The organism is Edaphobacter sp. HDX4 (assembly GCF_036877565.1).
GTDB lineage: Bacteria > Acidobacteriota > Terriglobia > Terriglobales > Acidobacteriaceae > Edaphobacter.
The window spans coordinates 46,790-72,522 of record NZ_JAEDXW010000010.1 but is presented as its reverse complement, the minus strand read 5'-3'; the positions used below and the strand labels follow the sequence as shown (position 1 = coordinate 72,522).

The 25,733-nt window shown below is 58.5% G+C and carries 21 protein-coding genes; 13 read left to right on the top strand and 8 right to left on the bottom strand.

Translation table 11 applies throughout. The features are described 5' to 3' along the window. Positions 1–233 precede the first annotated feature (233 nt). Together JAO29_RS11400 and JAO29_RS11395 are read left to right on the top strand one after the other, a co-directional pair. Positions 234–992 (top strand): zinc ribbon domain-containing protein, encoded by a 759-nt coding sequence (locus tag JAO29_RS11400; protein WP_334268343.1) that lies wholly within the window; start codon positions 234–236, stop codon positions 990–992. Next, on the top strand, positions 989–1,516 hold the full coding sequence (locus tag JAO29_RS11395; RefSeq protein ID WP_334268342.1) for a 5' nucleotidase, NT5C type: 528 nt from the start codon (positions 989–991) through the stop codon (positions 1,514–1,516). The genes JAO29_RS11400 and JAO29_RS11395 overlap by 4 nt, the downstream gene beginning before the upstream one ends. On the opposite strand, the gene JAO29_RS11390 is transcribed toward JAO29_RS11395, so the two are convergent. Next, complete coding sequence (locus JAO29_RS11390; protein WP_334268341.1) at positions 1,476–2,447, bottom strand: LysR substrate-binding domain-containing protein; 972 nt, start codon at positions 2,445–2,447, stop codon at positions 1,476–1,478. The two genes, JAO29_RS11395 and JAO29_RS11390, sit on opposite strands and share 41 nt — an antisense overlap. An 82-nt stretch (positions 2,448–2,529) precedes the next feature. Here JAO29_RS11390 and JAO29_RS11385 point away from each other — a divergent pair, with 82 nt between their 5' ends. After that, on the top strand, positions 2,530–3,045 hold the full coding sequence (locus tag JAO29_RS11385) for a GNAT family N-acetyltransferase (RefSeq protein ID WP_334268340.1): 516 nt from the start codon (positions 2,530–2,532) through the stop codon (positions 3,043–3,045). Between the two features lie 33 nt (positions 3,046–3,078). Here the strand turns inward: JAO29_RS11385 and JAO29_RS11380 are convergent, their stop codons facing one another. Together JAO29_RS11380 and JAO29_RS11375 are read right to left on the bottom strand one after the other, a co-directional pair. After that, a complete protein-coding gene (locus JAO29_RS11380) occupies positions 3,079–4,275 on the bottom strand; it encodes an acyltransferase family protein (protein WP_334268339.1) in 1,197 nt (398 codons plus the stop codon). 251 nt (positions 4,276–4,526) lie between these two features. After that, complete coding sequence (locus tag JAO29_RS11375; RefSeq protein ID WP_334268338.1) at positions 4,527–4,991, bottom strand: DUF2251 domain-containing protein; 465 nt, start codon at positions 4,989–4,991, stop codon at positions 4,527–4,529. Positions 4,992–5,080: 89 nt separating this feature from the next. Between JAO29_RS11375 and JAO29_RS11370 the strand changes: the two genes are divergently transcribed. The 5 genes from JAO29_RS11370 (at position 5,081) to JAO29_RS11350 (ending at position 14,059) form a co-directional block, all read left to right on the top strand. After that, a complete protein-coding gene (locus tag JAO29_RS11370) occupies positions 5,081–6,268 on the top strand; it encodes a hypothetical protein (protein ID WP_334268337.1) in 1,188 nt (395 codons plus the stop codon). A gap of 121 nt (positions 6,269–6,389) precedes the next feature. Then, a complete protein-coding gene (locus JAO29_RS11365; RefSeq protein WP_334268336.1) occupies positions 6,390–8,141 on the top strand; it encodes a L,D-transpeptidase family protein in 1,752 nt (583 codons plus the stop codon). 88 nt (positions 8,142–8,229) lie between these two features. Continuing rightward, complete coding sequence (locus tag JAO29_RS11360; protein ID WP_334268335.1) at positions 8,230–9,882, top strand: acyl-CoA carboxylase subunit beta; 1,653 nt, start codon at positions 8,230–8,232, stop codon at positions 9,880–9,882. 41 nt (positions 9,883–9,923) lie between these two features. Next, positions 9,924–10,277 (top strand): cupin domain-containing protein, encoded by a 354-nt coding sequence (locus JAO29_RS11355; RefSeq protein WP_334268334.1) that lies wholly within the window; start codon positions 9,924–9,926, stop codon positions 10,275–10,277. 317 nt (positions 10,278–10,594) lie between these two features. After that, the gene (locus JAO29_RS11350; RefSeq protein WP_334268333.1) at positions 10,595–14,059 is read left to right on the top strand and encodes a carboxypeptidase regulatory-like domain-containing protein; all 3,465 of its coding nucleotides are present in this window, start codon (positions 10,595–10,597) and stop codon (positions 14,057–14,059) included. Positions 14,060–14,144: 85 nt separating this feature from the next. Here JAO29_RS11350 and JAO29_RS11345 read toward each other — a convergent pair whose 3' ends face one another. Both JAO29_RS11345 and JAO29_RS11340 read right to left on the bottom strand, forming a co-directional pair. Continuing rightward, on the bottom strand, positions 14,145–14,537 hold the full coding sequence (locus JAO29_RS11345) for a carboxypeptidase-like regulatory domain-containing protein (protein ID WP_334268332.1): 393 nt from the start codon (positions 14,535–14,537) through the stop codon (positions 14,145–14,147). A gap of 34 nt (positions 14,538–14,571) precedes the next feature. Beyond that, positions 14,572–14,769, bottom strand: a complete 198-nt coding sequence (locus JAO29_RS11340) for a hypothetical protein (RefSeq protein ID WP_334268331.1) — start codon at positions 14,767–14,769, stop codon at positions 14,572–14,574. A gap of 214 nt (positions 14,770–14,983) precedes the next feature. On the opposite strand from JAO29_RS11340, the gene gluQRS reads away from it, so the two are divergent. Beyond that, positions 14,984–15,898, top strand: a complete 915-nt coding sequence (gene gluQRS / locus JAO29_RS11335; protein WP_334268330.1) for a tRNA glutamyl-Q(34) synthetase GluQRS — start codon at positions 14,984–14,986, stop codon at positions 15,896–15,898. 108 nt (positions 15,899–16,006) lie between these two features. Further along, the gene (locus JAO29_RS11330; protein WP_334268329.1) at positions 16,007–16,651 is read left to right on the top strand and encodes a hypothetical protein; all 645 of its coding nucleotides are present in this window, start codon (positions 16,007–16,009) and stop codon (positions 16,649–16,651) included. 82 nt (positions 16,652–16,733) lie between these two features. Here JAO29_RS11330 and JAO29_RS11325 read toward each other — a convergent pair whose 3' ends face one another. From JAO29_RS11325 to JAO29_RS11315, 3 genes are all read right to left on the bottom strand, one after another. After that, positions 16,734–19,136, bottom strand: a complete 2,403-nt coding sequence (locus JAO29_RS11325; RefSeq protein ID WP_334268328.1) for a S9 family peptidase — start codon at positions 19,134–19,136, stop codon at positions 16,734–16,736. Between the two features lie 62 nt (positions 19,137–19,198). Further along, on the bottom strand, positions 19,199–19,948 hold the full coding sequence (locus JAO29_RS11320; protein WP_334268327.1) for an RNA methyltransferase: 750 nt from the start codon (positions 19,946–19,948) through the stop codon (positions 19,199–19,201). Between the two features lie 67 nt (positions 19,949–20,015). Continuing rightward, on the bottom strand, positions 20,016–20,951 hold the full coding sequence (locus tag JAO29_RS11315) for a YXWGXW repeat-containing protein (protein ID WP_334268326.1): 936 nt from the start codon (positions 20,949–20,951) through the stop codon (positions 20,016–20,018). Positions 20,952–21,224: 273 nt separating this feature from the next. Between JAO29_RS11315 and dnaG the strand changes: the two genes are divergently transcribed. The 3 genes from dnaG to JAO29_RS11300 all read left to right on the top strand — a co-directional run bounded on the left by dnaG (position 21,225) and on the right by JAO29_RS11300 (position 25,719). After that, positions 21,225–23,024, top strand: a complete 1,800-nt coding sequence (dnaG, locus tag JAO29_RS11310; protein ID WP_334268325.1) for a DNA primase — start codon at positions 21,225–21,227, stop codon at positions 23,022–23,024. A gap of 268 nt (positions 23,025–23,292) precedes the next feature. Further along, positions 23,293–24,291, top strand: a complete 999-nt coding sequence (locus tag JAO29_RS11305; protein WP_334268324.1) for a glycosyltransferase family 2 protein — start codon at positions 23,293–23,295, stop codon at positions 24,289–24,291. A gap of 18 nt (positions 24,292–24,309) precedes the next feature. Then, positions 24,310–25,719: a lipopolysaccharide biosynthesis protein gene (locus JAO29_RS11300; RefSeq protein WP_334268323.1), complete on the top strand. Its 1,410-nt coding sequence runs from the start codon at positions 24,310–24,312 to the stop codon at positions 25,717–25,719. The last annotated feature ends 14 nt before the right edge of the window (positions 25,720–25,733 follow it).

Below are 25,733 nucleotides of genomic sequence, written 5' to 3'. Positions count from 1 at the left end.
GTGAAACATCGGCCGCCGAAAGGCCCGGGACGTGCACACGGCTGGCGGCGGCTCGCAACGTCTCCAATTATCCTCCAATGCGCCCAGGCATCTCAACGGCGCAGAGCTTTGCATGTTCCTGAATTGGTTCGGCTCCTCTGAGCGTGCTAGACTGCGATTTTTCGGCCTTCGTGTCTGCTGCACATCCCGGGGCCCGAAAAACGGGAGGTGTCATGCATCCGGATCTTGAAAAAATGATTTCTCTCCAGAGCCTTGATCTCGAGGTGCGCCGGCTGACGGAAGAGATCGCTGAGTGGCCCAAGCGGGTCGCAAACCGGGCCGCAGACCTTGAGAAGGCCCAGAAGCACCTTGCTTCCATCACCGAGAGTCTTGGCAAAGAAGAGGCGCTCCGTCGACGGCAGGAACTCGATGTAAAAGATCACCAGCAGAAGGCAGCTCGTCTCCGCAAGCAGATGGATGTGGTGACTACTACCACCCAGGCCTCCGCGCTCGAGCACGAGATCAACTTTGCCGAGGCCGAAATCACCAGGCTGGAAGATGCGGAGCTCGAAAGCATGGAGCGCAGCGAGCAACTGGAAGCTCAGAAGGCCGAAGCGGAAGAGACGGTAGCAAATCTCGCTCGCGCACACGCCGCCGACAAAGCCCGGGCCGCTGAGGTTACCGAGAGCCACCGCGCTCTGCTTGTGGATGTAAATGCACGGCGCAACGAGCTGCGCTCCACCATCGAAGAGAGTGCTCTCTCAATGTATGACAGGATTGCGAAGTCGCGCGGGACAGCGCTGGCCGAAGGCGTGGACCATAAGTGCTCAGCCTGCCAGATGGTCGTTCGGCCACAGCGTTGGAACGATCTACGGGATCGAAGCAACGATGAGACCATGCTGACGTGCGAAACCTGCGGGCGGCTGCTCTATTGGGACCCGGCACGCGATGCTCCTCAGAAGAAGCCGAGCAAAAACGAGAGTATCGCCGCTTCCATCGTGAGAGCGCTGTGAAACGAATCGCAGTCGACATGGATGAGGTGATGGCAGATGCACTGGCAGAGCATCTGCTGCGCTATAACCGCGACCACAACGAAAACCTCACAGTTAAGGATCTTCACGGCAAGAAGCTGTGGGATGTCGTCTCCATCGATCGTCACAACGCTCTGGAGAGGTATCTTCGCTCCGAAGACTTCTTCGAAGGTCTCACCGTGATGCCGGAGGCGCAGCGCGTCATGCGTCGCCTGCAGCAAGGCTACGAGATCTTCATCGCGACGGCCGCCATGGAAGTACCGACCTCCTTCCACCAGAAGTACCGGTGGCTTGAGCGTCACTTCCCCTTCATCCCGCCATCGCGCATCGTCTATTGCGGCGACAAGAGCATCATCCGTGCTGACTATCTGATTGACGACAATCCGCGGCAGCTGCGACGCTTCCAGGGCGAGGGCATTCTCTTTACCTCGCCGCACAACATCTCGGTCAAGGGCTTTCGCCGCGTCAACGACTGGCTCGACGTCGAAAAGCTTTTTCTCGGCTGATTTCGGCGGATGCATCCATCCGCGCACGCGCGGATGTTCGGAAGCTCTCTCTCGCAACCGAGGCAAATGCATTGACGACCGCGCGGTCTTCGCCTCTTCGGAAGGAGAGCTCGATGTCGCTCACCACCTTCGCGCCCTGCAGACCGGGGCAGGAGACATCCGTCCCTGCAATCTGGCGAACACAGGCCGGTGCGATCGAAACCCCGAGTCCGGCGCCCACCAGCCGCAGAATGGTCAGCCACTGCGGCGCTTCCTGGACGATGCGCGGCCTGAATCCATTTTCTTCGCACACCGAGATCGGCTTCTCGTAAGCCAGCGCTCCGGCAGCCTGAGCGAAGAAGACGAACGGTTCATCGCGGAGATCAGCGGGGGAGATCACGCTCCGTTCGGCAAGCCTGTGGGTGACCGGCAACACGGCCACAAACGGCTCAGAGAATAACGCTTCCACGTGCAGCCCCTCTATCGGGCCGCCGTCCCGCAGAAATCCCGCATCGAGTGTGCCGCGGCTGAGAGACTGGGCTATCCCCGCCGTGTACGACTCGGAAAGACGCAACTGTACCTTCGGGTAGAGGCCGCGATAACTTCCCAGCATCGCGGGCAGCGGAGTCAACATCCCCGACCCGATAAACCCGACCCTCAGTAAACCTTCATCTCCGCGCCCGACGCTCCGAGCCTCTTCCATGTCCTCGCGCACGTTTCCCAGGGTTCGCCGTGCCCGTTCCAGCAGAACCTCTCCGGCCGCGGTCAGCCTGACCGCGCGTGAAGTCCGTAGAAACAGCGGATATCCGAGGATCTCCTCAAGTCTGCGAATCTGTTGGGACAGGGGTGGCTGAGCGAGATGGAGCCGCGCAGCAGCCCGTCCGAAGTGCAGCTCTTCCGCGACAGCAACGAAGTAGCGCAGATGACGAAGCTCAAGGTCACGGTCATCCATATCTAGAACATCCTAATCCAAACGAACAATATATTGGACGTATGGTTTGGCTCGCTCTAGCCTCTTCTCTAAGGAGCTGGTTATGTCATCGACTCTTTGCCTTGCCGATATACCGTCCAATGAGGACTCCGGGATCACAGCTTCCATTCAACTGCGTGCCTTCCAGCCCGGAGACGCCGAGGCATTCCGCCTCCTCAACGAGGCCTGGATCCGGAAGTTCTTCGGGCTTGAGGATCACGACAACGAGATGCTCGGAGACCCGGAGGGCTACGTTCTGGCCAAAGGCGGCCACATCTTTTTTGCTGTCGCTGACGAAAAGCCGATCGGATGCTGCGCGCTGATTGCCATGTCGCCGGACGTCTATGAAGTCGCCAAAATGGCTATCTCCGAAACCTGGCAGGGCCGCGGCATCGGCCGGCGCCTTTTGGCCTATACCATTCAGCAGGCTCGCTCACTCGGGGCAGCTTCGCTGTATCTGGAGACGAACAAGAAGCTATCCAACGCGATTCACCTTTATGAGTCGCTAGGCTTCCAGCACCTTCCACCCAAGCAATCTCCCTATGTTCGTGCCGACGTGTTTATGGAGATGCGGTTCTAGTTGGAGGCTCGGCGTGGCGGCAAAGATCGATGGTTAGCGAACAGCCGACTGCCCAACCAAAGTCACGGTTGTAAGATCGTTCGCGATCACGTCGGGGTCTTTATCTTTAGGGGGTGCGAACCGATCTTTCAGTCGCAGGAAGGGTGACTCGAAGAACTTATAGCTCACCACCGCAACGGCGATAGAGAGGGCAAACCAGAGAACCAGGTACGCCATGGCGCCCAGCAGGCGCGAGTGCAGCAGCGCTTGCAGCCGGTAAAGCAGACGAGACAGCACAGGCGTAAAGAGCAGGTGATAGACGTAGATTCCGTAGCTGTATTTTCCGAAGAATCGCATGATCTTCGTGCTGAAGAACGCCTGGGCTGAACTGCCGGGTGCCAGGCACCGCAGCAGAAGACCGCCGAAGAGGATAGCCGAGACGGTATAACCGACGGAAGACATCAAGTAAGTGTGAAAGTCCAGGCGGTGTGAGATGGCAACGATCGCAACCGCGATGGCGGCGCAGAAGTAGACGGGCCAGCGCATCCGCCGAAGTATCTCGTCGAGACTCCAGATTCGGATAGAGGCGGCAAAGACGGCTCCCATCAGCAGCCCGTCGGCATGGGTCGGAAGTCCGTTGTAGATCCACTCCATGATCTTCTCGGAGGGGAAGACCAGCAACAGGATGCAGCGCGCCAGCAGGCCGACGGCGATCGTCGAGAGACTGGAGCGAATGATCTTTCTCGGATCCCGCAGAAGGAAGATCGTGAGTGGCCACAGCATGTAAAACTGCTCTTCAACGGCCAGCGACCAGAAATGTTCGAGGTTCAATGCCGGAGGCACATGGCTCAAACTCGGATTGAGGTCAACCGCAATATTCTGGCAGTAGAAAAGGTAGGACAGGTGACCGAGCTGCCACTGCAGATGCAGCACCGGCGTCAGAATCCAGCAAAGCAGCAGAACCCCATAAAAGAGAGGAAAGATCCTCAGCGAGCGTCGAATGTAAAAATCTTTGAAATACCGGGGCTTATTGAGTGAATCAATCAGAATGCCCGTAATCAGAAACCCGGAGAGCACAAAAAACAGGTCGACGCCCAACCATCCGCCGCTTCCCAGCCAAGCCAGGATCTGCGCAGGCAGCGAGTTGAGGTGGGTAGTAAGGAAGGAGTGGCGAATAAAGACAAGCAGGATGGCCAGACCGCGAAGACCGTCGAGAGCAGTGTAGTGTTTATGGAGGGTAGGGGCCTTCAAATCTGCGCTCCGAAGATTCCGCGATAGTTGATGCTGCCTGGTTCTGCGCCAGCCAAAGAGGACAACCCTTTGATTCCTTCGTCCTGCGGAAACGGTGCGACACAAAAATAATCTGGCTGATCGTGCGCGAGTCTAAATTGGGAGTGCGCGCCTGTACTGGAGATTCAGGGTACCGCATCCTCATTTTATAGCAATCCCACTTTGCGGGAGTGCGGTCGATACCGGAGGCAATTGTTTCGCCTCGCCAGAGATCAGCTGTTTGGATCCTGCGATCCGGCCATTCCGTACAGTTCCGCCTCGAATCGCTGGATCGCAGGCTCCGACCAGGCATGCGAAGATTTGCGCCAGGTTTCGCCCTGCTCTTCGAGGAAATTCGGGAAGTTAAGACGGCAGTAGCCGGCCTTCTCGCGAAAGTCGTAAAGAGCCTGCGGGATCCCATCGAGATAAAGGACCGCCTGCATGCCATCCCGTGACCACTCGACGGCTGCGATACGTTCCGGTTCCGGACGCTTGTGCTCTTCGTCGCTCCTGGCTAGTGCCTCGACGTTATAGATGAGCATTGCGTCCAGAATGCTCTCCTCGTGCGTTGTCTGAGACCGATCGCAGGCGTAGAAATATCCCGCGATTCCCTCATCTTCGAAGACTACCGTCCATGGCGGCGACGGAGAATCGGCAGAGAGGAAGGCCAGACCGGGGGTAAAAGTAAGCGACTGCATCTCTCTCACGATACGATAGAAATAAGGTCTTAGGGCAGCTGGTCGAAGAAGTAGAGGGCGGATCGCGGTTGAAACTTGCTGAATTTAAAATGGGTTGGCCTCAGCGGCTCGCCGCGCTGCTGCTCTTACTCTTCCTCGCACAATGTACGTGGGTCATCTCGCGCCAGCAGCTTTCCACGGACGACTATCGCTTTGCCCGATGCGGACGCGAGATGTGGGAGAATCCCTCCCCTTTAGCCGGATACTTCACATCCTGCGGGAATCTGAACGGCGACGGGACCTTCGGCTATCGGGTTGCAGGCCTGCCCCTGACCGCACAACGACTGGTTCTGCTGGCGGTCGACAAGCTGCGCAGCCCCGAAAACCGGCTCTACGCCTCCGGAAGCTTGAATGGCTCGACCTGGGAAGCCCGGCATGAGCTCTCGAGCGTCAAGTTTCTGCTGCACCTTCCTTTTGTTCTCTTTGCCCTCTGGCTGGGCGCAGGACTTTGGTGGGTCGCCCGGCGTCTGTTCGGAAACGAAGGTGGGTTTTTTGCCCTCGCACTCTACTGTTTCTGTCCCGAGATCGTCCGCTACTCTGTCTCTCCGAACAACGATGTGCTGGCCATGTGGGGTCTCTATGGTCTCGTCTACACGGCGATGGGGGTCGCCCATGCCATGCAGGGGCCGAGGCATAAGTGGCGGCCGCGCATTGCGCTGCTGATTATTGCGCTCGGGCTCACCGCCGCTGCCCATCTGCTCGCGGCCATGGTAGGTTTCGTCGCGGCGGTCATATTCATGATGTATCTGGCTGAGCGCCGGCGGAGCTATGTGATGCAGACCCTCATCTTCTCTGCTGTCGGCTCGCTCTTCGTCCTGTTTGCGTTTTACGCATTCCGCCTCCAGGCCTTCAGTTATGTCTTTACCGGCGGAAGCGCCCGTTTCTGGTTCTCGCTTCTCCCGATGAAGATCTTTTTCACCCAACCTGCCAATGCCGCCATTACGATCGCGTTTTTTGTCGCGGCAGTTCTCTTCGTCGGTGTGCCTCGTTGCCGCTACTTCGGAAACACGGCTCCGTTGCTGATGGCCATGGCCCTGTTCCCGCTGGTCACAACCCAGACCGTGGCTCGCCCCTGGCTCTGGGCACTGCCCTTCCTGTTCACATTCCTCGGAGGAGTCTTCGCCGATATCCTGGAGACGCGTTACCGTAAACTGTTTCTCACTCTCACCGGCCTCATCCTCGTCACACAGGCCGCATTGTGCATCACAGTTTTAAACTCGATCTCTCGTCAATCCTAGGAATCGTCTGTGCGGCCGTTCTCTCGTTGCGTTCGTACCTGGAAACAAACCGTTCGATCATCCACCCTGCACCACTTAGCGAATAGCTGTTAGAAGAAACTCTCTTCGGGACGGGTCCTCATTGAATAAGTCTGCTCTTCGTTCTGCCGGTGCTGTCTCTATTCTGGCTCTCCTGGTTTCACTCTCTGGATGCCATCGACATCGCAAAACTACCTCGGCTCCAAATACGACGGACTACTCCGACGACCTCCAGCCATTGGTCGCTTCAAAGAGCCTTTCCTTCCTCCGCTGGCCCAACGTATCCGACTACCAGCCCTTCGTGAAGACCTTCTACGAAGATCGCAACTACGAGATCGCGTGGACGCGCGACAGCAAACCCACTCCCGCAGCTTTGGGTTTCATCCAGGCCTTCACCACGGCAGACAGCAAGGGTCTTAACCCCCAGGACTATGACAGTTCCCGCTGGCCTGCGCGTATCAGTTCTCTGTCCAGCCGGCATGAAGACGCTATCGCCCAGTTCGACGTCGCCATGACTGTCTCGGTGATGCGCTTCATCTCCGACCTGCGCATCGGGCGGGTCAATCCTCAACACTTCAACTTCGGCCTCAACGTGGCCGATAAGAAATATGATCTCGCCGAGTTTGTCTCAGACAAAGCGGTCGATGTCACCGATGTGTCCAAGCTTCTCTCAACCGTGCAGCCCGACTCCGAACAGTACCGCCAAACCGAAGCGGCTCTCGCCCGCTATGTAGAGTTGGCTCGCCGTCAGGCTGGCGACACTGCGGAACAGCCTCTGCCGATGGTCTCCAAGCCTCTTGCGGCAGGTGATCCCTATCCGGAGGCTGGTCAGCTTATACAGAGACTCGCTCTCGAAGAAGACATCGAAGCACCAACTGAGAGCGAACAAACAACGCCGCATGTCATCACCAAGGAGATCAGCAAAGGTCTTCGAAACTACCAGGAGAGGCACGGTCTGACGGTCGACGGCAAGCTGACGCCCGATACAGTCAAGAGCCTCAACGTGCCCATGTCAAAGCGCGTCGCTCAGCTTCAGGATGCTCTCGAACGCTGGCGTTGGCTGCCCGAGCCCTATCTCAATCCCCGGCTGATCGTTAATCTTCCTGAATTTGTTCTTCGCGGATATGACCCGGACCATAAGCTCCAATTCACGATGAAGGTCGTGGTGGGTAAGGTCGTTGGCGACCATCAGACCCCCGTCTTCGCGCGCATGATGCGCTATCTCGTCTTCAGGCCGTTCTGGAATGTGCCGACAGATATCGCCCGCAAGGAACTGGTTCCCCATATGGAGACGAACCATGGGTATCTGGAGACAAAGAACTTTGAGGTCATCGATGGCAAGGGGAAGCTGGTCCCAAACTACACGGTCAAGCAGGTCGCACAGGGCGGTGTGATCGTTCGTGAGAAGCCCGGACCCAAAAACTCTCTTGGGCTGGTCAAGTTCATGTTTCCCAACCAGTACGACATCTATCTGCACTCAACCCCCGCGGTCAGCCTCTTCAATCGCACACGGCGGGACTTCAGCCACGGCTGCGTTCGGGTGCAGCAACCTGCTGAATTGGCGGCCTGGCTGCTGCAGGATCAGAAGGACAAGGATGGCCAGGAATGGGATCTCGATAAGGTCAACGAGGCAATGAACTCGGGCCCCGACAACCACCAGGTCAACCTCAAGTCTCCTGTCCCGATCGTTATCTTCTACGTCACTGCGGAGGTCGAAGAGGATGGTCGCGTCCACTTCTTCGACGATATCTACGGATACGATGACAGCCTTCAGAAGGTCCTCGCCAAGGGACCTCCATACCCCGTGCGTCCAGATCCCGCAGTTCCTAAGCCGAAGCCCGGCGATACAGTCTGAGCGAACTCCAAACAAGGTGCGGGTCGAGCCTGTCTCGCCTCTCCGCTCACACTGCGAAACGCCTGCCACACTGCTAAAATCGCTGCCTATGACGCCAACGGAACAGGGTAGTACCTCGCAAGCGAAACCTAACCGCCAACAGGTTCGGCTGGCTGAACTGGCAGCGCGCAACGCCATCGCTGAAGAGGGTGGCGGACCCGAGCGCCGCGCGAGAGAGACCGCCGCAGGCAAGCTCTCCGCGCGAGAGCGAATCGAGTTGCTGCTCGATGAGGGGACCTTCGAGGAGACAGACAAGTTCGTAACTCATCGCGCCAGCGACTTCGGCATGGATCAGCAGCGTGTCCCCGGAGACGGCTTCATCACAGGGCACGGGCGTATCGATGGACGAGTCGTCTTCGTCTTCGCGCAGGACTTCACAGTCTTTGGTGGCTCCCTGTCTGAGGCAAACGCAGCCAAGATCGTAAAGATCATGGACCTCGCCATCAAAGTGGGTGCCCCCATGATCGGGCTCAACGATTCGGGCGGTGCGCGCATCCAGGAGGGAGTGCTCTCGCTGGCAGGCTATACCGATATATTTCTCCGGAATACACTGTCCAGCGGAGTCATACCCCAGATCTCCGCCATCCTTGGCCCTTGCGCAGGCGGTGCTGTCTACTCGCCGGCCATCACGGATTTCACGCTCATGACCGAGCGCACAAGTTACATGTTTGTCACCGGGCCAGACGTTATCAAGACGGTGCTGCACGAAGACGTGACCAAGGATGCCCTGGGCGGCGCTACCACTCACAACGAGATCTCAGGCGTGGCGCACTTCATGGCGCACGATGATCGAGAGTGCCTGGCCATGGTCCGGGAGTTGGTCGGCTTCATCCCCTCGAACAACCTTGACGATCCTCCACTCCGCCCGACGAATGATGACGCGGCCCGCGCGGACGCTTCTCTCGACACCATCATCCCCGACGAGAGCAATCAACCCTATGACATGGTTGATGTCATCACGCGCATCGTCGACGATGGGTATCTCTTCCAGGTGCACGAACACTTTGCCCGCAATCTTGTCGTCGGCTTCGCTCGAATGAACGGCCGTCCCGCGGGAATCGTCGCCAATCAGCCAGCAGTTCTCGCCGGTGTCCTCGATATTGATGCCAGCGTTAAGGGCGCGCGGTTTGTCCGTTTCTGCGATGCCTTCAATATTCCACTCATCACCTTCGAGGATGTTCCCGGCTTCATGCCCGGCACGCGGCAGGAACATGGCGGCATCATTCGCCACGGTGCAAAGCTGCTGTATGCCTTCGCCGAAGCCACCGTGCCTAAACTTACCGTCATCACTCGCAAGGCATATGGCGGAGCCTATTGCGTGATGAGTTCCAAGCATCTCAGGACAGACGTCAACCTCGCGTGGCCAACCGCGGAGATCGCAGTGATGGGGCCGGAGGGTGCCGTCAATATCGTCTACAAACGCGAACTGGATACGGTCGTGCGTCGTGCCCAGGCAGTCATGCCCCAGGGAGTGTCACTGACAGAGGAACAAAAGCTCGAAGCGCTCGCCGAGGCGCGGACTGCCAGGGTGGACGAGTTCCGTGAGAGATTTGCCAATCCCTACATCGCTGCAGAGCGCGGATATATCGACGCGGTCATACGCCCCAGCGAGACTCGACGACGACTGAATACCGCACTCGACATGCTTGCCACAAAGCGGGAAAAAAATCCCCCGCGGAAACATGGAAATATCCCTCTCTGAAATTCCTGCATCGGCGGCACTTCTCCCGACATCGTAGATAGATGCCTGCCAAAGTTATCTCCACCGCATCTGCGGAGCACTACACCTGGGGGAACCAGTGCGATGGTTGGTTCCTCGTGCGAACGCCACAGGTCAACATCATCGAAGAGCGAATGCCTCCCGGCACAAGCGAGGCACGACACCACCACGTTCACGCCCGTCAGTTCTTCTTCGTGCTCGAAGGCGAGTTGACGATGGAGATCGAGCATCACGAGTTCACCGTCCGCTCAGGCGAGGGAGTTGAGATCGCTCCCGGCCAATCGCATCAGGCGATGAATCGCAGCCAAGCCCCGCTCCGCATTATGGTGACCAGTCAGCCGCCAAGCCACGGGGACCGCATCGACGAGAAGCTGTAAATCCCCAGACGGTTCGCTGGTTTCCTGCACTCCCGATTATCTTTCGTCTCAAGCGTGGGAATTCATCACGCAAAAACGGGGGCTCATCACATTTTTGTGTTGACCCTTCGTTTGTATGCTTATACGTTTTCCTGCATATCCATCGCTTCACCCGTTACAAAAATTGCGCGCGGACTCCCGTCCGGCAGACACCTCGCTGTGTCTGTATGCCCCCGCTCATCTCTGCGGTGAAGGCGTGCCCCTGTAAATCGGGACCAGGAAGTACCCGGTCGTACAAACTTTTCGCTTTGTAGATCGACTCCGAGAGGCCATACGAAATGATGAAAACTTTAGCAGGACTGCGTCGACGATTCTCGACAATCGTTTGTCTGTCACTGTTTCTCTTCCCCGCATCCCTTATCAAGGCTCCGGCCCAGGAAACCACCGCAGCAGTTCAGGGAGTGGTTACGGACCCGATAGGCGCCATCGTACCGAACGCCACAGTTACCGCTACTGGCACCAGCCTTATGCGGCCGGTGGTCACCAGGACCGATTCGCACGGTGTCTATCGTGTCAACGCGCTCCCCCCTGGAACCTATGTCCTCACCGTCAGCGGTGCCGGAATGACGGCAAAGGCGACAAACCTGACATTAGCTGCCGGCGATCTGCCTACGCTGAACATCACCCTGACCGCTGCAGGCACCGAGGCTGTGATCGACGTCAGCTCGTCGGTCGCGATGGTCGACGTCACGCAGAGCAAGGTCGAAACCACCATCAGCAACGAAGTCCTTCAGGAGATACCCAAGGGCCGGTCCTTCCAGTCCGTGATTGCCTTTGCGCCAGGCGCCCGGCAGGAGCCCTTGCAGAGTCTGGCTCCGAACGCCACGGGCGCAACTATCTCTCCCTTGCTGAATGGTGCACGCACCAACGGCTATCAGATCGACGGAGCCAGCGATGCCGAAAATATCTATTTGCTGGAAGGCGTCAACATCACCGGGATCCAGGGTGGCGGCTCCGGCACAGGGCCGGGAGGTACAGGTGGTTTCAACGTGCCAACCGAATTTGTTCAGGAGGTCTCAGTCAAGAGTTCGAGCTTCGAAGCCGAATTCGGTGGCGCGATGGGAGGCGTTATCAATGTCATCAGCCAACGCGGCCTCAATAACTGGCACGGCAGCATCTTCACCTACTACCGCTCCAGCGCGTTGAATGCCAATGATCAGTGCGCCTTTAGCTATACGGCCATGTGCGGCCTTCGTCTCGATCCCAACACGCCCGCAAACTCCGGGAAGCGTACCGATGGAGCCGCTCAGTACTACATAGCGAAACAGGACCACTACAAGATCGTCGAACCTGGCTTCACCCTTGGCGGTCCTCTCCTCGCCGACAAGCTCTCGCTCTTCGCCAGCTTCGTTCCCCAGTACTACCGCGCTCGGCGCACCGTAAACTTCACCAAGGTCAGTCCCGGCCCGAGGGACTTTTATACGACGCAGGATACGGACTATGCGTTCGCTCGGCTTGACTATGCACCTTTCAGCAAACTCACACTCTTCGCGGGATGGGAGAACTCCTTCGCTCGCGTGATCGGCAACACGCTCCCTCAACCGGACAGCAAGAATGGCCAGGTGAACGCAAGCGCCGGTAGCGATCCTACGAGCTTCCGTGCAGACACAGGAACAGTAAATCCAGCCTCCGTATACGTCTTCGGCGGTGACTACGTCATTACGTCGAATCTGCTCCTGTCCGCCCGGTACGGTTACACGTATTCCAACTCAGGAGGTCGCGGCAAACCCACAGGAATTCAGTATCTCTACCAGACCAGCGCCGTCGCCGATACGCCGAGCAAGGCCGGAACCACAACCCTCTCCGGTCAGACCTTCTCACAGGCAGGTGTGCCCGCGGCGTTCTTCCAGTCCACACCCTTCTCGAACATTCAGAGCAATCTGCAGAATCTCTACAACAAATTCAGCCGTAAACAGCTCAATGTTGACGCCTCGTATCTGAAGAATGGCTGGGTTGGGTCCCACAGCTTCAAAGGAGGATACTCCCGCGTCAACGTCATCAATGACGTCCTCAGCGGATACAACACGGCACAGGTACAGCTCTACTACGGCGCCGATTATCCCGTCGGAACCAGTGCTTCTGCCTGCGACGCCGTCATCGCCGCCAACGTGGCAAAGTATGGGCCGACCAACGGCAATCACTGCCGCGGCAACTACGGCTACTTCATCGTCAATGATGGTGTGGAGAACGCCGGAATCGCCCGAGGCAACAACTCAGCCTTCTACTTCCAGGATGGCTGGCAGGTGGCCCACACCGGCCTTACGATCAACGCGGGCGTTCGTTTCGATTCAGAGTATCTGCCGCCCTACAATCCCGGCGCATCCAGCATTCGCTTCGGCTTCGGCGATAAGGTGGCTCCCCGTATCGGAGGCGCCTACGATGTCCTCCACAACGGAAAACTGAAGGCCTACGCCAGCTTTGGCTGGTTCTACGACATCATCAAATACTCCCTGCCCTCAGGCTCCTTCGGCGGACAGTACTGGCACCAGTGCGCGTACGCCTGGGACGACTATGACTACAACAAGATTCTCCCCACGTCCCCCGACAAACATGGCTGTCCCTCCTCCGGGCCCGCGCCCGGCGTCAACGTGGGCACCTTCATCGAGAATCTGGACCTTCGCAAGAGCGTCATCAACCCGCAGGACCCAGGCGTCGATCCCAACGTAAAACCCATGAAGAAGCACGAAGTAATTGTGGGAACCGATTGGGCCATCACACCATCCCTATCGTTCAGTGCTCGCTATGCACGCAATCGTCTCGACAACACGATCGAAGACATCGGCGCGAGTGATGCTCTCGGCTTCTATATCGGAAATCCCGGCCCCGGGTACGGCGATCTGCTGCACCGTCCGCTCTATGCTGACGGCCTCACCACGCCTCTCTGCTCGTCCTGCCCCATCCAGCCCAAAGCAACTCGTAACTATGACGGTCTCGAGCTACGGGTCACGAAGACACTAGGCAGCAAGTGGTTCGTTAATGCCTTTTACACCTACAGCAGGCTCCGGGGGAACTATCCCGGCCTCACCAGCACCAACATCACCGACGGCAACGGCGGTCGTCAAAGCCCCAACAACAACCGCTCCTTCGATCAGCCTCAGATGCAGTTCACATCGCATGGCAAGCCATTCAGCGGTCCTCTCCCAACCGATCGCCCCAATGCCTTCCAGCTCTTTGGCGCCTACCGGCAGAGCTGGTTCCATGGCGAATCCACCGTCGGCCTCTCGCAGTCCATCTTCCAGGGAACTCCTGTCTCAACCTGCTGGCCAACTCTAACCTCAACCTCCAGCTGCCAGTTCGTGGAGGATCAGGGCAACTTCGTCAATCTGCATCGAGCCTCCGGTGGTGACCTGGTTCTGGACAGCATCACGCATGACAAACGCACTCCCGCCTATACGCAAACCAGTCTCAACCTCACCCACTATGTAAAGATCAGCCGGGATCACGAAAACCGCAGGCTGGGAGGCGAAGTCAACTTCTTCAACCTGCTCAACCAGCATGCGGTCACTTCCATCTATAACCTGCCCATCACCACTGCTACATTTCCAACCGACCGGTCTAATCCCACCACGTACGACTACAAGTCCCTCACATCAGGCTGGGACTACATAGCCGTCAGCAACAGCGCAGGAGGAGGCCCTGGCAATGCAGTGCCTCAACTAAAGACCTTATCGAACAGATATGGCTTGCCCGCGCTCTTCCAATCTGCCCGGCAGATTCAGCTCAAGGTGTCCTATGTCTTCTAAATTGGACTCCCCCAGAGACAAAACGAGGACTGCAAACGCAGTCCTCGTTTCCTTTTCAGCGATGGGGCAAATCTGGACAGAAGTGTTACTTACCGGTATCGATCTTCAGGTCGATATAGAAGTGATTTTTACTGTCGAAGGAGCTGATGGTTTTTACGCTGCTCTTTTTACCGTCTTCTTCAGCCCATATCTCGTAGTCGGTATTCTGAGCCAGCTGGCCAAAGCGATACTGCCCTTGATCATTCGCGATGAAGCTCTTTACCGACTGGCCGTTCTTCAGATAAACGACTGCTCCCTTTACAACTCCGGAGGAACCGTTCGTAACCTTCCCCTCGACAATTCGCTGCACGGGGCCGCGTTGCTGCGCGACAGCGGAAAGGGTAAAGGTGGTGGGAACAATCCCGGAGGCGCAGACCAGCGAGAAGGCGAGGGCAGCTTTGCCAAACGAAGAGGGAAGCAGCTTAAAACCTTTCATCATCCTAGTATACGGATCGCCTTTACTCGAGGCGAAGTCATTCATCCTCTTCGCCCGGTAAACTCGCTAAATCTTCGTCATCGTAGCCGGCGGGCTCGACGAGAGCCAGCTCCAGTGGCTCCGTAGAAACCACCTCGAGCTCCGCACCGCACTCCCCACATTCAACCGTCTCTCCTGCGTCGAGTTCGTTGTCAATCTCGATCGGGTTATCGCATTCCGGACACAGTACAGCCATGACAAGCCTCCCCCATGTTTCGGAAGTCCGGGGCATTGCATGAACCCAGGCCATTCCGCCAATCCATTTATTTATCGACCGCCCCCGGCATCGCGTCAAGCAGAAGAATCGTTACCACCCTCCGGCATCTTCTCTGACGGATTCACGGCGAAGCTCTCGCGTCCTGCCATGACCCATCCGCCGCGCGCTTACCTCAGGCGGATGCGTAGTTTAGGTGGCTTACCACAGCAGTTCCCCATGTATCGCCGGGGACTTCCATCGCTCAGGCGAGACCCCGCGGTTACGATACCCTCATGGTGTGACCGTCAACTACATCGGACGCCTGGCTCCTTCTCCAACCGGTCTGCTCCATCTCGGCCACGCCGCAACGTTTTGGGCTGCGTGGCAGCGTGCGCGGGAACACCATGGAGTGTTACTGCTGCGTAACGAAGATCTTGATCCCCAACGCTCCAGGCAGGAGTACGTCGAAGCTATGATCGAAGATCTCGCCTGGTTGGGGATCAGCTGGGCTCCACCGATGATCGTTCAATCCCAACGCATCGCGCTCTACCGCGAAGCTCTCGCGCTGCTCCTCGCCAGCGGGCATGCTTACCCCTGCACCTGCAGCCGTCGCGACCTCGCGCAGATGGTACAGGCACCACATGAAGAGATGGACGACGAGCCTCTGTACGCAGGGCGCTGCCGCGCCCTTGAGAATGCCTCCTCCACCGTCATCGAACCGGGCGTCAACTACCGCTTTCGCGTGCCGGATGGAGAAACCATTCGCTTCACCGATCGCAATCTCGGCCGTCAGAACTTCATCCCTGGCGTGGACTTCGGAGACTTTCTTGTCTGGCGGAAAGATGGCCTTCCGAGCTATCAGCTCGCCTGCGTAGTCGACGATGCAGCTATGGCAGTAACCGAAGTCGTTCGCGGCGAGGATCTGCTGAAGTCCACTGCACGCCAGCTTCTATTGCAGTCCTCCCTCAATCTGCAATCGCCTGCATACTTTCACACGCGGCTTCTGCGCGATGAGAACGGCGTCAGGTTGGCGAAACGTCACGATGCCCTTGCAATCCGCACCCTGCGTCAACAGGGCATTACTCCTGATGCGCTGCCTCTGATCGCGCAGTCGCTCCAGCATCGTTAAATCGGCATCTCTGGTCTGCCCAGTGTGTAAAAACATGTCTTTGCCCGTCATGCTGAAAGACGTCTTCGCTCAGTTCTGCATCCCACTCCTATTGAGGAGCGTGTACGAATGAGAAACCCAGGAAATCTTCGGCCTCTGTGGGCTGCAACCGCCGTAGCGGCGACACTTTCGTTGAGCATCGGATGCAACAAGCACACCGACAACACCATGCACTTCACCGATGCGATCAACGCCTACTACAGCGCACATCCCGTCTGCCTGTGGGACTCGTCCATGAAGTTCCCGACCCAGGCCAATACATCAGATGACAGCAAGACCGCTGGCTACGACGCGCTTGTCGACCAGGGCCTGTTGACCCGCACCACCGCAGAGAAAAAGGTGATGATTGTGGCCAGCAAGCAGGTAAACAACTACGACATCTCTGACAAAGGGCGTGGCGCCTGGGTTGCAGACGTCGACCAGCCTGGCTTCGGCAACTTCTGCTACGGCCATCGCAAGGTCACCAGCATCGATAGCTCTACACCCACCACCGATGAGCGCGGAGCGACGACTCAGGTTGTGTATCACTACACCGTGGCGGATGCGCCTGCATGGGCAGCGGCAGAAGAGACAAAGAATGCCTACCCGCAGATTCGCCAGAACCTCAGCGGGACCCAGTCTGGCACCGCTACGCTCATCGAGACCAACGAAGGGTGGAAGGTCGGACGGATCAGCGGCGGCACATCTCCCGCTGCGCCCGCTCCTGCACAATAGCTTCGGCCCTCTTCAACACTCGATATGCAAAGCCCCGACCGATGTCGGGGCTTTGGTTTTTACAGCGCTGCAGAAACCTGTCCTATTGAGCAGGACCGTGCAGGACCTCCTGCTCTTTATCCCACGGCTTCATCTCGTACTCATGCGGAGGCGTCTCTCCCGCAAGATAACGAACGAAGTAGTCCCATCGCCTCCTTGTCATGTAAGGCGTAGCCGATCCGTACCCATGGTGCGCATTGGGAATCAGCAGCAGATCAAAGTCCTTGTTTGCCTTGATCAGTGCATCCACTACCAGCAGCGTGTTGTTCATCGGAACGTTGTCGTCCATCGTCCCATGCGCCAGCAGCAGATGACCTTTCAGGTTCTTTGCGATGTTCTGGTTCGCCTGGCTGTCATAGTTGCTGGTCCCATCAGGATTGATGACCTCCAGTCCAGCCCACTTCTCCGCCCAGTCATCCTCATAATCGCGTTGATCGTGATTGCCGCTCTCCGCAATGCCGACCTTAAAGAAATCGGGATAGTTGAACAACGCCGCAGCCGTTGCGTTCCCTCCTCCCGAGTGACCATAGATGCCCGCGCGATCCAGATCGATCCACGGATACCGCGCTCCAAGCTCCTTCATGCCCGCAACCTGGTCGGGAATCGTGTTATCCCCAAGGTTGCCATAGTAGAACTCGTGAAATGCCTTCGAACGCCATGGAGTTCCCATGCCATCGATGCACACCACCACGAATCCCAGCTCTGCCAGCGACTGCATGTCACGATGCGCGGCTGTAAAGCTGCGGCTGCCGCACGATCCCGTCTGCGGACCGGGATAGACGTTGTTCACGATCGGATACTTCTTCGACCCATCGAAGTTCGTAGGCTTGAACATAAATCCGTAAAGATCCGTCTTTCCATCGCGAGCCTTCACCGTGATCGGCGTCAGCGGAGCCCATCCCGTTGCGACAAGCTTCGTGATGTCCTGCTTCGCGACATCCATCACGAGGCCCCCATCAGCATCCCGCACAATACTGGTCTGCGGGAGAGTCGGCGTAGAGGCTACGTCGACGAAGTACCTGCCATCCGGCGACGCCGTAATCCCGTGATCTTCATCCTCCGGCGTCAGCAGCTTCATTCCGCTGCCGTCGAAGTGGATGCTGTAATAGTGGCGGAAGTAAGGATCGCGCTGCTTCTCCTTGCCTACGCCGACGAAGTACAACACCCTCTCAGCTGCGTTCACCAGCAGCACTTGCGTTACGTTCCCTTCGCCCTGGGTGATCTGATTCTTCAGCTTTCCGGTCTTGCCGTCGTACAGATACATCTGTCCCCAGCCGTCCCGCTCACTGAACCACAGCACCTCATCGGTGCCCCAGAGATACTTCCAGTTCACACGATCATTACCGCTCTCGAAAAACCTGGGAGCAGTCTCCGTCATAACCTCTCGCACCTTGCCGTTCTGCGCATCGGCCACGCGAAGCCACTCCTGCTTGTGATCGCGTGAAGTCGAAACGAAGGCCAGCTGCCTGCTGTCCTCGCTCCACTGCACATCGTCCCATCCGCCGTTGCAGCTGACATCGTCGCAGATCGTCGAACGATGCTGGTCCGGCGGAAGCTTCAATCGAATCACCTTGTGCTTGTCGACATCGATCACCACTCGCTCAATCAGGGTTACGTTCTTGTCGCCAACCAGCGGATACTTCCATGCCTCCAGCTTGGGGTGTCCGTTGGTCACCGGAACCAGGTACATCTCACCGACCTTGCGCTGGTCCTGCTGAAAGGTAGCAATCTTCCTGGAATCCGGAGACCACAACACAACGGGTCGATCGCTGTGTTGCCATCCCGCGTTATCGGTCGCATAGCCGAAGTCCTTCACGCCGTCCTTGGTCAGCTGCGTCTCTTTCCCTGTAGCCATCTCTCGCATCCACAGGTTCCAGTCGCGGATAAACACCGCCTTCGTACCATCGGGAGACAGCTCCGCTGGATGCGGCGACTCTTCCCGTCGTGGTGCAGCGACCGCAGTTGCGCTTGTCGGTGTATCTGCCGGGGTACAAACACCTGCTCCACTCAGATCACACCGCCATCGCCGGCCCTCCGTCGTTAGCGTTACCACCTTGTCTCCGTCTGCAAGAGATAGCTCCGAGAGATTCAGGGTGGTCGCCGTTAGCGTCTTCTTCGTATCCGATGTCGAAGCGGCAGTCGCGGCATTCAGCGCGTTCGCCAGCTTCGCGTGATCGAAGGCCGGCGCTTTGGTCTTTTTCGCTGGATCCACAACGAAATAGGTCGCACCCTCCGGCCCATGATCCCGATACCAGAAGCGTCCATCTCCCATCCAGATCGGGTGCTCCACACTGTGGTAGACCAGCGGGTTCACGTTGTAGTTCATAAAGCTTTCAGCGCGGGCATAATCCGCCTGGGTCAGCTGTCTGGCCTCCTGCGCGAAGCCCGTCACTCCCAGCGACACGGACAGGGCTACCGACGCAAACCGAATCTTTCCTGACGACATTCTTTGGCCTCGCTTTTTATGACATGCATATCGGTTCACAAAACACAGTTCGCGCTTCACCATCACTTCCGGCCCTGCTCCATCTTCCAGAGCATCTGCCGCATGACGCCCATCCACACCGGCACATCCTCCGTCGTGATCCCCATCCGCAGCACCAGCTGACGCAGCTGTGCTTCGCGGGAGTTCGCCGGAAACCTCCTGATGTACCCCGTCTCCTCAAGCACCTGCCGGAACAGCTGAAGAAAGCGCTCCACCTCATCGGCGCGCGCTGCCTCTCTTGTCGGCCCATCGATGTGGCTTTCCTTGCTCCGCACCAGCTCATACAGGCATACCGCGACCGCCTGCCCAAGGTTCATCGAAGGGTGACGCATCTCCTCGTGCTCGTACATCGGGATCGTCAGCAGCCATTGGCAGTGGCTCAGTTCTTCATTGCTCAGCCCCGTCTTCTCCGAGCCAAACAGCAGGGCAACACGCGAGGACGAACCTCCAGCCTCGGCAAGAATCTTCTCTCCCGCCTCAGCCAGCGCGTGGAGCGGGTGCTCCAGCGCCCGCTCTCCAACTGCCGTCGTTCCTACCACCAGGGTGCAATCGGAGACCGCTTCTGCAACCGACTGAAATACCCTCGCTCCAGCGATAACCTCAGAAGCATCGACCGCCGAACGCGCCTCTTCGAGCGGAGGCAGATACTCGCTCACCACCCGTAGATGGCGGAATCCAAAGTCGTGCATCGCCCGCGCGGCAGCGCCAATGTTGTTCGAGTTTCGAGCTCGGACCAGCACCACCATGATGCGATCCAGACATTCAGGTCTCACAACTTCATTCTAGGCGACAGAAAAAGGCCCGGAATCTCTTCCGGGCCTTTCCTCTCAAGTCATACCCCTATTTGCGTTCACGGTCGTTATGCTTGTCGCGATCGATCTGGTTGCTGACGTGGTTCTGTTCCCGATTGACCTGCTGACGCTGCTGCTGGTCAAGTTGGCCGCCATTAGCCGCGCGTTCGTTGTGAACCTGCTGGTGAACACGCGCTTCGTTGTTCTCGATGCTCCGCGTCTCGTGCGAGGTCAGCTCTCCGGAGCGTACGCCGTTTGCAACCCGCTGCTGCTGCACGTTCTGGCGTTCGCCGACCCTCGACACCGCCATCGTCTGCGGATGTCCGTGATTGTACGAGGCCAGCTGCATGTGGTTGGATCGCATCGCCTGCTCATGCGCTACCTGGTTCGAGGTCGGCTGGTAGTGCCTCTCGTTGAATGCGACCTGCTCCCGGTCCGAGGCACGTACCGTCAGGCCTCCGCGGCCTCCGTTGTAGCTCACACGCTCGACGTTCCGCACGACGACCGTTCGGTTGTAGACGTTCGTGACGTGCACCACGCCCAGGTTGTTGACCGACCGGTTATAGGCAAATGCGCTGCCTCTCCAGTAACCGCCCTCATAACCCACACCGGTATAACCGAAGCCATAGTTCACGCCGCCGTAGAAGCCGATATGCGGTCCCCAATATCCGGCATGAAAGACATACGCCGAACCACCCCAGCCCCAGTAGCCAGGCGTCCACAACACGCCCACGGCAGGCGGCCGTACCCATACTCCCGGCACCCAGTAATAACCTGCCGGACCCCACGCCCAGTAACCGGGCGTCCACAGGTACCCATCACCCGGACACGCAGGCTGCGCATACACCGGCAGCGGAGGAGGAGGCGTATTGACCGAGACCCCAATTGCAATATTGACCGAAGCGGAAGCCGCCACCGGAAGCACAACAGTTGCGGCCGCCAGAACAGCCGAGCGAATCATCTTCATGGCCCTTAGCGAAGGCATATCCAGAACTCCTTCAAAACAGCTGCAAAAAATACGCAGCATCCAAAACGTTCAATGCTCGAGCAGGCTCTGTCACAACCCCCTGCTCAGGAAACTCCAGACCCAATAGACACGATCCGCCCGGCTTAGTTTTCGCCATCCTTCACAAAAAAAATCCGCTGTTGTTCCCGGTGCGAAACCTGCCGTTCAACACGCAACTATCTTCTCCAGCCGGCGTTTCACGGCCGTCTTTCGAAGTCGTTCCGCAATCGAATAAACTGACCGTACCTCTCCGTGTCCGATAATTTCTCTCAGACCGTCAAGCAGCAGGCCGACATCGTCCGCATCGTCGGCGAATACATCAAGCTGCGTAAGACCGGCGCGCAGAACTACACCGGCCTCTGCCCCTTTCACAAGGAGAAGACCGGTTCGTTCTCCGTCAACGCGACCCACGGCTACTTCTACTGCTTCGGCTGTCACGAAAAAGGTGATGTCTTCACCTTCGTCATGAAGCTGGAGAACATCCCCTTCCCTGAAGCCGTCCGCGTCGTCGCGCAGAAGGCAGGCATCCCGCTCCCCAAACGCGAGTTCTCCTCCCCCGAAGAAGCTCGCGAGGCCGGCCTGCGCCGCCAGCTCCTCGATATCCACGAGGCAGCCACGCAATACTTTGAGGCTGCGTTGAAATCGCCCGAGGCCGCACGCGCACGCGAATATCTCACCACCCGCGGCGTCACGCCTGAGACCATTCAGAAGTTCCGCATCGGCTACGCGCCTGACGACTTCAACCACATGCGCAACGCTCTCAAGCCGCACTTCAGCGAGGAGATCCTTCGCGCCAGCGGTCTCTTCAAATCCAAAGACCAGGCCGATGGCTCGCCCGGCCCCCTCTATGCCGGCTTCCGCAAACGCATCATGTTCCCCATCGCGAACGAGCAGGGCAAGACCATCGCCTTCACCGGACGAGCCCTGGACACGCAGGATGAAAAGGGCCGCGACATCGCCAAGTACATGAACTCGCCCGAAGGCCCCATCTACACCAAGGGCCACGTGCTCTTCAATCTCGACAAGGCGCGTCAGGAGATCCGCAACCTCGGCTTCGCCCTCCTGGTCGAAGGCCAGATGGACTGCATCTCCGTCTACATGGCCGGAATCCGCAACGTCATCGCGACCTCCGGTACAGCCTTCACCGAGGCTCAGGTCCGCCTGCTCTCGCGCTTCACTCCCAACAAGCAGGTCATCCTCAACTTCGATCCCGACACCGCCGGTCGTACCGCTGCGGAAAAGGCCGGCGCCATGCTCGTCGAAGAAGGCTTCGACGTTCGCATCGTCCTTCTCGAAGACGGCCTCGATCCCGACCGCTACATCCGCGAGCGCGGCCTTCCGGCCTACACCGCGGCAGTCCGCTCCTCTCATCGCTACATGGACTACCTCATCGAGCGCGCCCGTCAGGAGTACCCCGCACGCACCGCCGACGCCAAGGTCAAGGCGATGAACTTCCTCCTCCCGCACATCCGGCGCATCCCCTCCGCCCTGCAGCGCGATGAGTTCGCCGCCGATGCCGCCCAGAAGCTCGGGATCGACTCCGCCATCCTCCGGCAGGAGCTCCGCCAGGCCGCCATGCAGCGCGTCGAGAGTGTGCGCTCCCACAGCCACGACCCCGCCAGCGAGACCGAGCGTATCCTGCTTCGCGCTCTCGTCCTCCCTGAAGACGACTCCGCCCGCCAGCTCGCCTCCACGCGCCTCTCAGAAAACCCGGGCTGGTACGACGGCCTTCCCTCTTCTGCCATTCTGGAGAACCTGGCGTCAGCTCCGCCGCCTGCCAATCCGCTCGATGCCGCCCCTGACCAGCCAGGGCGCGTCTTGCTCGCCCGCGCTCTCCAGCAGCCGGACGTCGAAGATCTCACCGTTACCCCTAAGTCTCTGACAGAGCAGGTAGAAGACGCTCTCCATACCCTCGAGCGCCGTCACCTCGAACGCCGTCAACGAGAGCTTCGAGTTCTCATCGCAGAGGCAGGTCGCCGCGGGGATGACTCGATGCACGCGACACTCACTCAGGAACTCGCACAACACAATCGCAGGCTCCGCGAGCACTAGCGTGTGTCAACATTTGGAAATGGCTTCAGTATTTGCGTTCTGATGAAGGTGTCATCCTGAGCGAAGCCTCTCGCAGTCTCATCGCGAGAAGCGCAGTCGAAGGATCTGCGGTTTGTCCACCACAACTGAAATTGACGCCAAACACCAAGAAAGCCCGCAGATTCCGCTCAATAGGACACTTCTTTAGAGATACAAGCCAACTTGCTTAAGCGTCGCTTCAACCCGCCAAAAACATTTCCGTAACCTGCCCTTGTTACAATCAAAGACAATGGCCAGACCCTTGACCTTCTCTGTGGGAATCCCCACCTTTAACCAGGCGGAGTACCTTGAGGCGACCATTCTCTCCCTCCTCAATCAGACTCGCCCGCCCGACGAGATCGTCATCTCCGACCACTTCAGCACCGACCACACCCCCGACATCATCGCCAAATATGCCGGCCAGGTACGTGGCGTCAAACCCCCGGTCGGCTCTAACGTGGGCGGCCAGTGGAACTTCACCATCTCCTGCCTCAGCGGGGACTGGATCACCCTCTTCTCCAGCGACGACATCGCCTACCCCAACTTCGTCGAAACTCTCGTCCGCGGCGCCTCCCGTCGCGACGATGCCGTGCTCGTTCGCGCCGGTTGGGAGAACATCGACAAGGACGGCAAAGTCCTCAGCAAGCAGTATCTGCTCAGCGTCAAGAGCACACTTCTTCCGCCCGACAATCTCTTCGAACAGAGACATGGGCCCAAGGCCAGCTTCGCCGCCTTCGCCGTACATCGTGAAACCCTCCATAAATCAGGCGGCTACCATCTCGGCATGGAATCCTTCGGCGACTGGCCCATGTTCGCCCAGCTTGCTCCCTTCGGTTCCTTCATCTACGAGAACGAGCTGATCAGCGGCTATCGTGTCGGCCACGACGGCGACAAGTTTCGCAAACGCCTCGGCATGTGGATCCGCGACGAGCAGCGCATGTTCTACGAGGTCTTTCCCCTCGCTGCGCAGCGCGCTGGCCTCACCGACACCGCCTGGATCGCCCAGTCCAGCCGTGAGAACTTCCTTCGCTATCTCCTCTCGGCCCAGGACAAGCTCTCTGCCGAAGAGCGCGCCAACGTGGTTCCGCTCTTTCAGTCATGGGCTGAACGGACCGGTTCGGAACAGCTTCTGCAAACCTTCGCCGAAGGCCGTCCCCTCCCGCGCCCCATGCGCAGCATCCTCAACAGGGGCAAAAATCTCGTTCGCCCCTTCGCGCAGCGCCTTCGTGGCGCACTGCCGCGCCGCTAGACCCCTGATCGGAATCTCATGGACACCTCTACCAAACGACGACTCGTCCTCGGCTTTATCTCCAACTGGATCAGCAAGCTGGCGACGACCATCGTTCAGCTGGTCCAGGTTCCGGTCTTCCTCCACTTCTGGAGTGTCCCGTTGTACGGCGAGTGGATGATCATCAGTGCCATCCCGTCCTACCTGAACGTAAGCAGCTTCGGCTTTGGCAACGTCGCCGGCAATGAGATGACCATGATGACCGCCCGCGGCGACCGCGAAGGTGCTCTTCGGGTCTTTCAGAGCTGCTGGTGGCTCATCACCATCATCTGCTCCAGCTGCATCCTTCTTCTCGGTCTTGCCCTCTACTACACGCCTGCCGCCCGTCTGCTCAAGCTGCACGCCATCGACGCCAGCGACACCAAGTGGATCATCTTTTATCTCGGTTGCTCCGTTCTCCTCGGCCAGCTTGAGGCGCTCCTCCAGTCCGCCTACCGCTGCGTCGGTCGCTACCCCTACGGCTCCCTGATCAAGAGCATCTTCTCGCTCACCGCATTCGGAATCATGCTCATTCCCGTCTGCCTGGGCGGAGGAGCCCGTGTCACCGCCCTCGTCTTCGCCTCCTCGAATGCTGTCCTCACCATTGTGCTCTGCCTGATGGTGCGGCACGATCTCCCGTGGATCCGCTACGGCTGGAAACACGCCAGCTTCGCGGAGATTCGCCGCCTCTCGGCTCCGGCGTTCGCCTTCATGGCCTTCCCCATCGGCAACGCTCTCAATCTGCAGGGAACCCTGATGGCGGTCGGCTACGCCCTCGGCCCTACCGCTGTCGTCATCTTCGGTACCGCTCGCACCGTCTCCCGCGTCGCCCTGCAGCTGGTCCAGATGGTCAACAATACCTTCTGGCCGGAGATGTCGAGCGCCTTTGGAACCAACGACATAAACCTCACACGCACCCTGCACCGACGATCCTGCCAGCTCGGCCTCATCATTGCGCTGATCGTCGTCGCAACCATGATGACACTTGGACCCTGGTTTCTTACCCACTGGACCGGAGGTCACGTTCCCCCAAGCCGCGGTCTGCTCTCCATCCTGCTCATGGTGGTCGTCGCGTACTCTCTCTGGTCCACCAGCTCTACTCTGCTCGCGGCCGTCAACCAGCACCAGAAGCTCGCAGCCTGGTACCTCTTCGGAACCAGCATCACCGTCGTGGTCACCTACGTATTCGCAAAGCACTTCGGCCTCTACTGGGCCGCCGCATCTCTGCTGGTGTCGGAGCTTGTCATGAACACCTATGTTCTTCCTGCCTCACTCAGGCTCTCCCATGACACCTTCCCAGGGTTTCTTGCCAGCATGACCGACTATCCGCAGTCTCTCCGTCCCGCAGCTCTTCTCGCCCGCGTGCGCCGGACATCGGCTCCCGTCAATCCGCCCGAGGAGACAGTCTGACCTCCGGCCTTCCT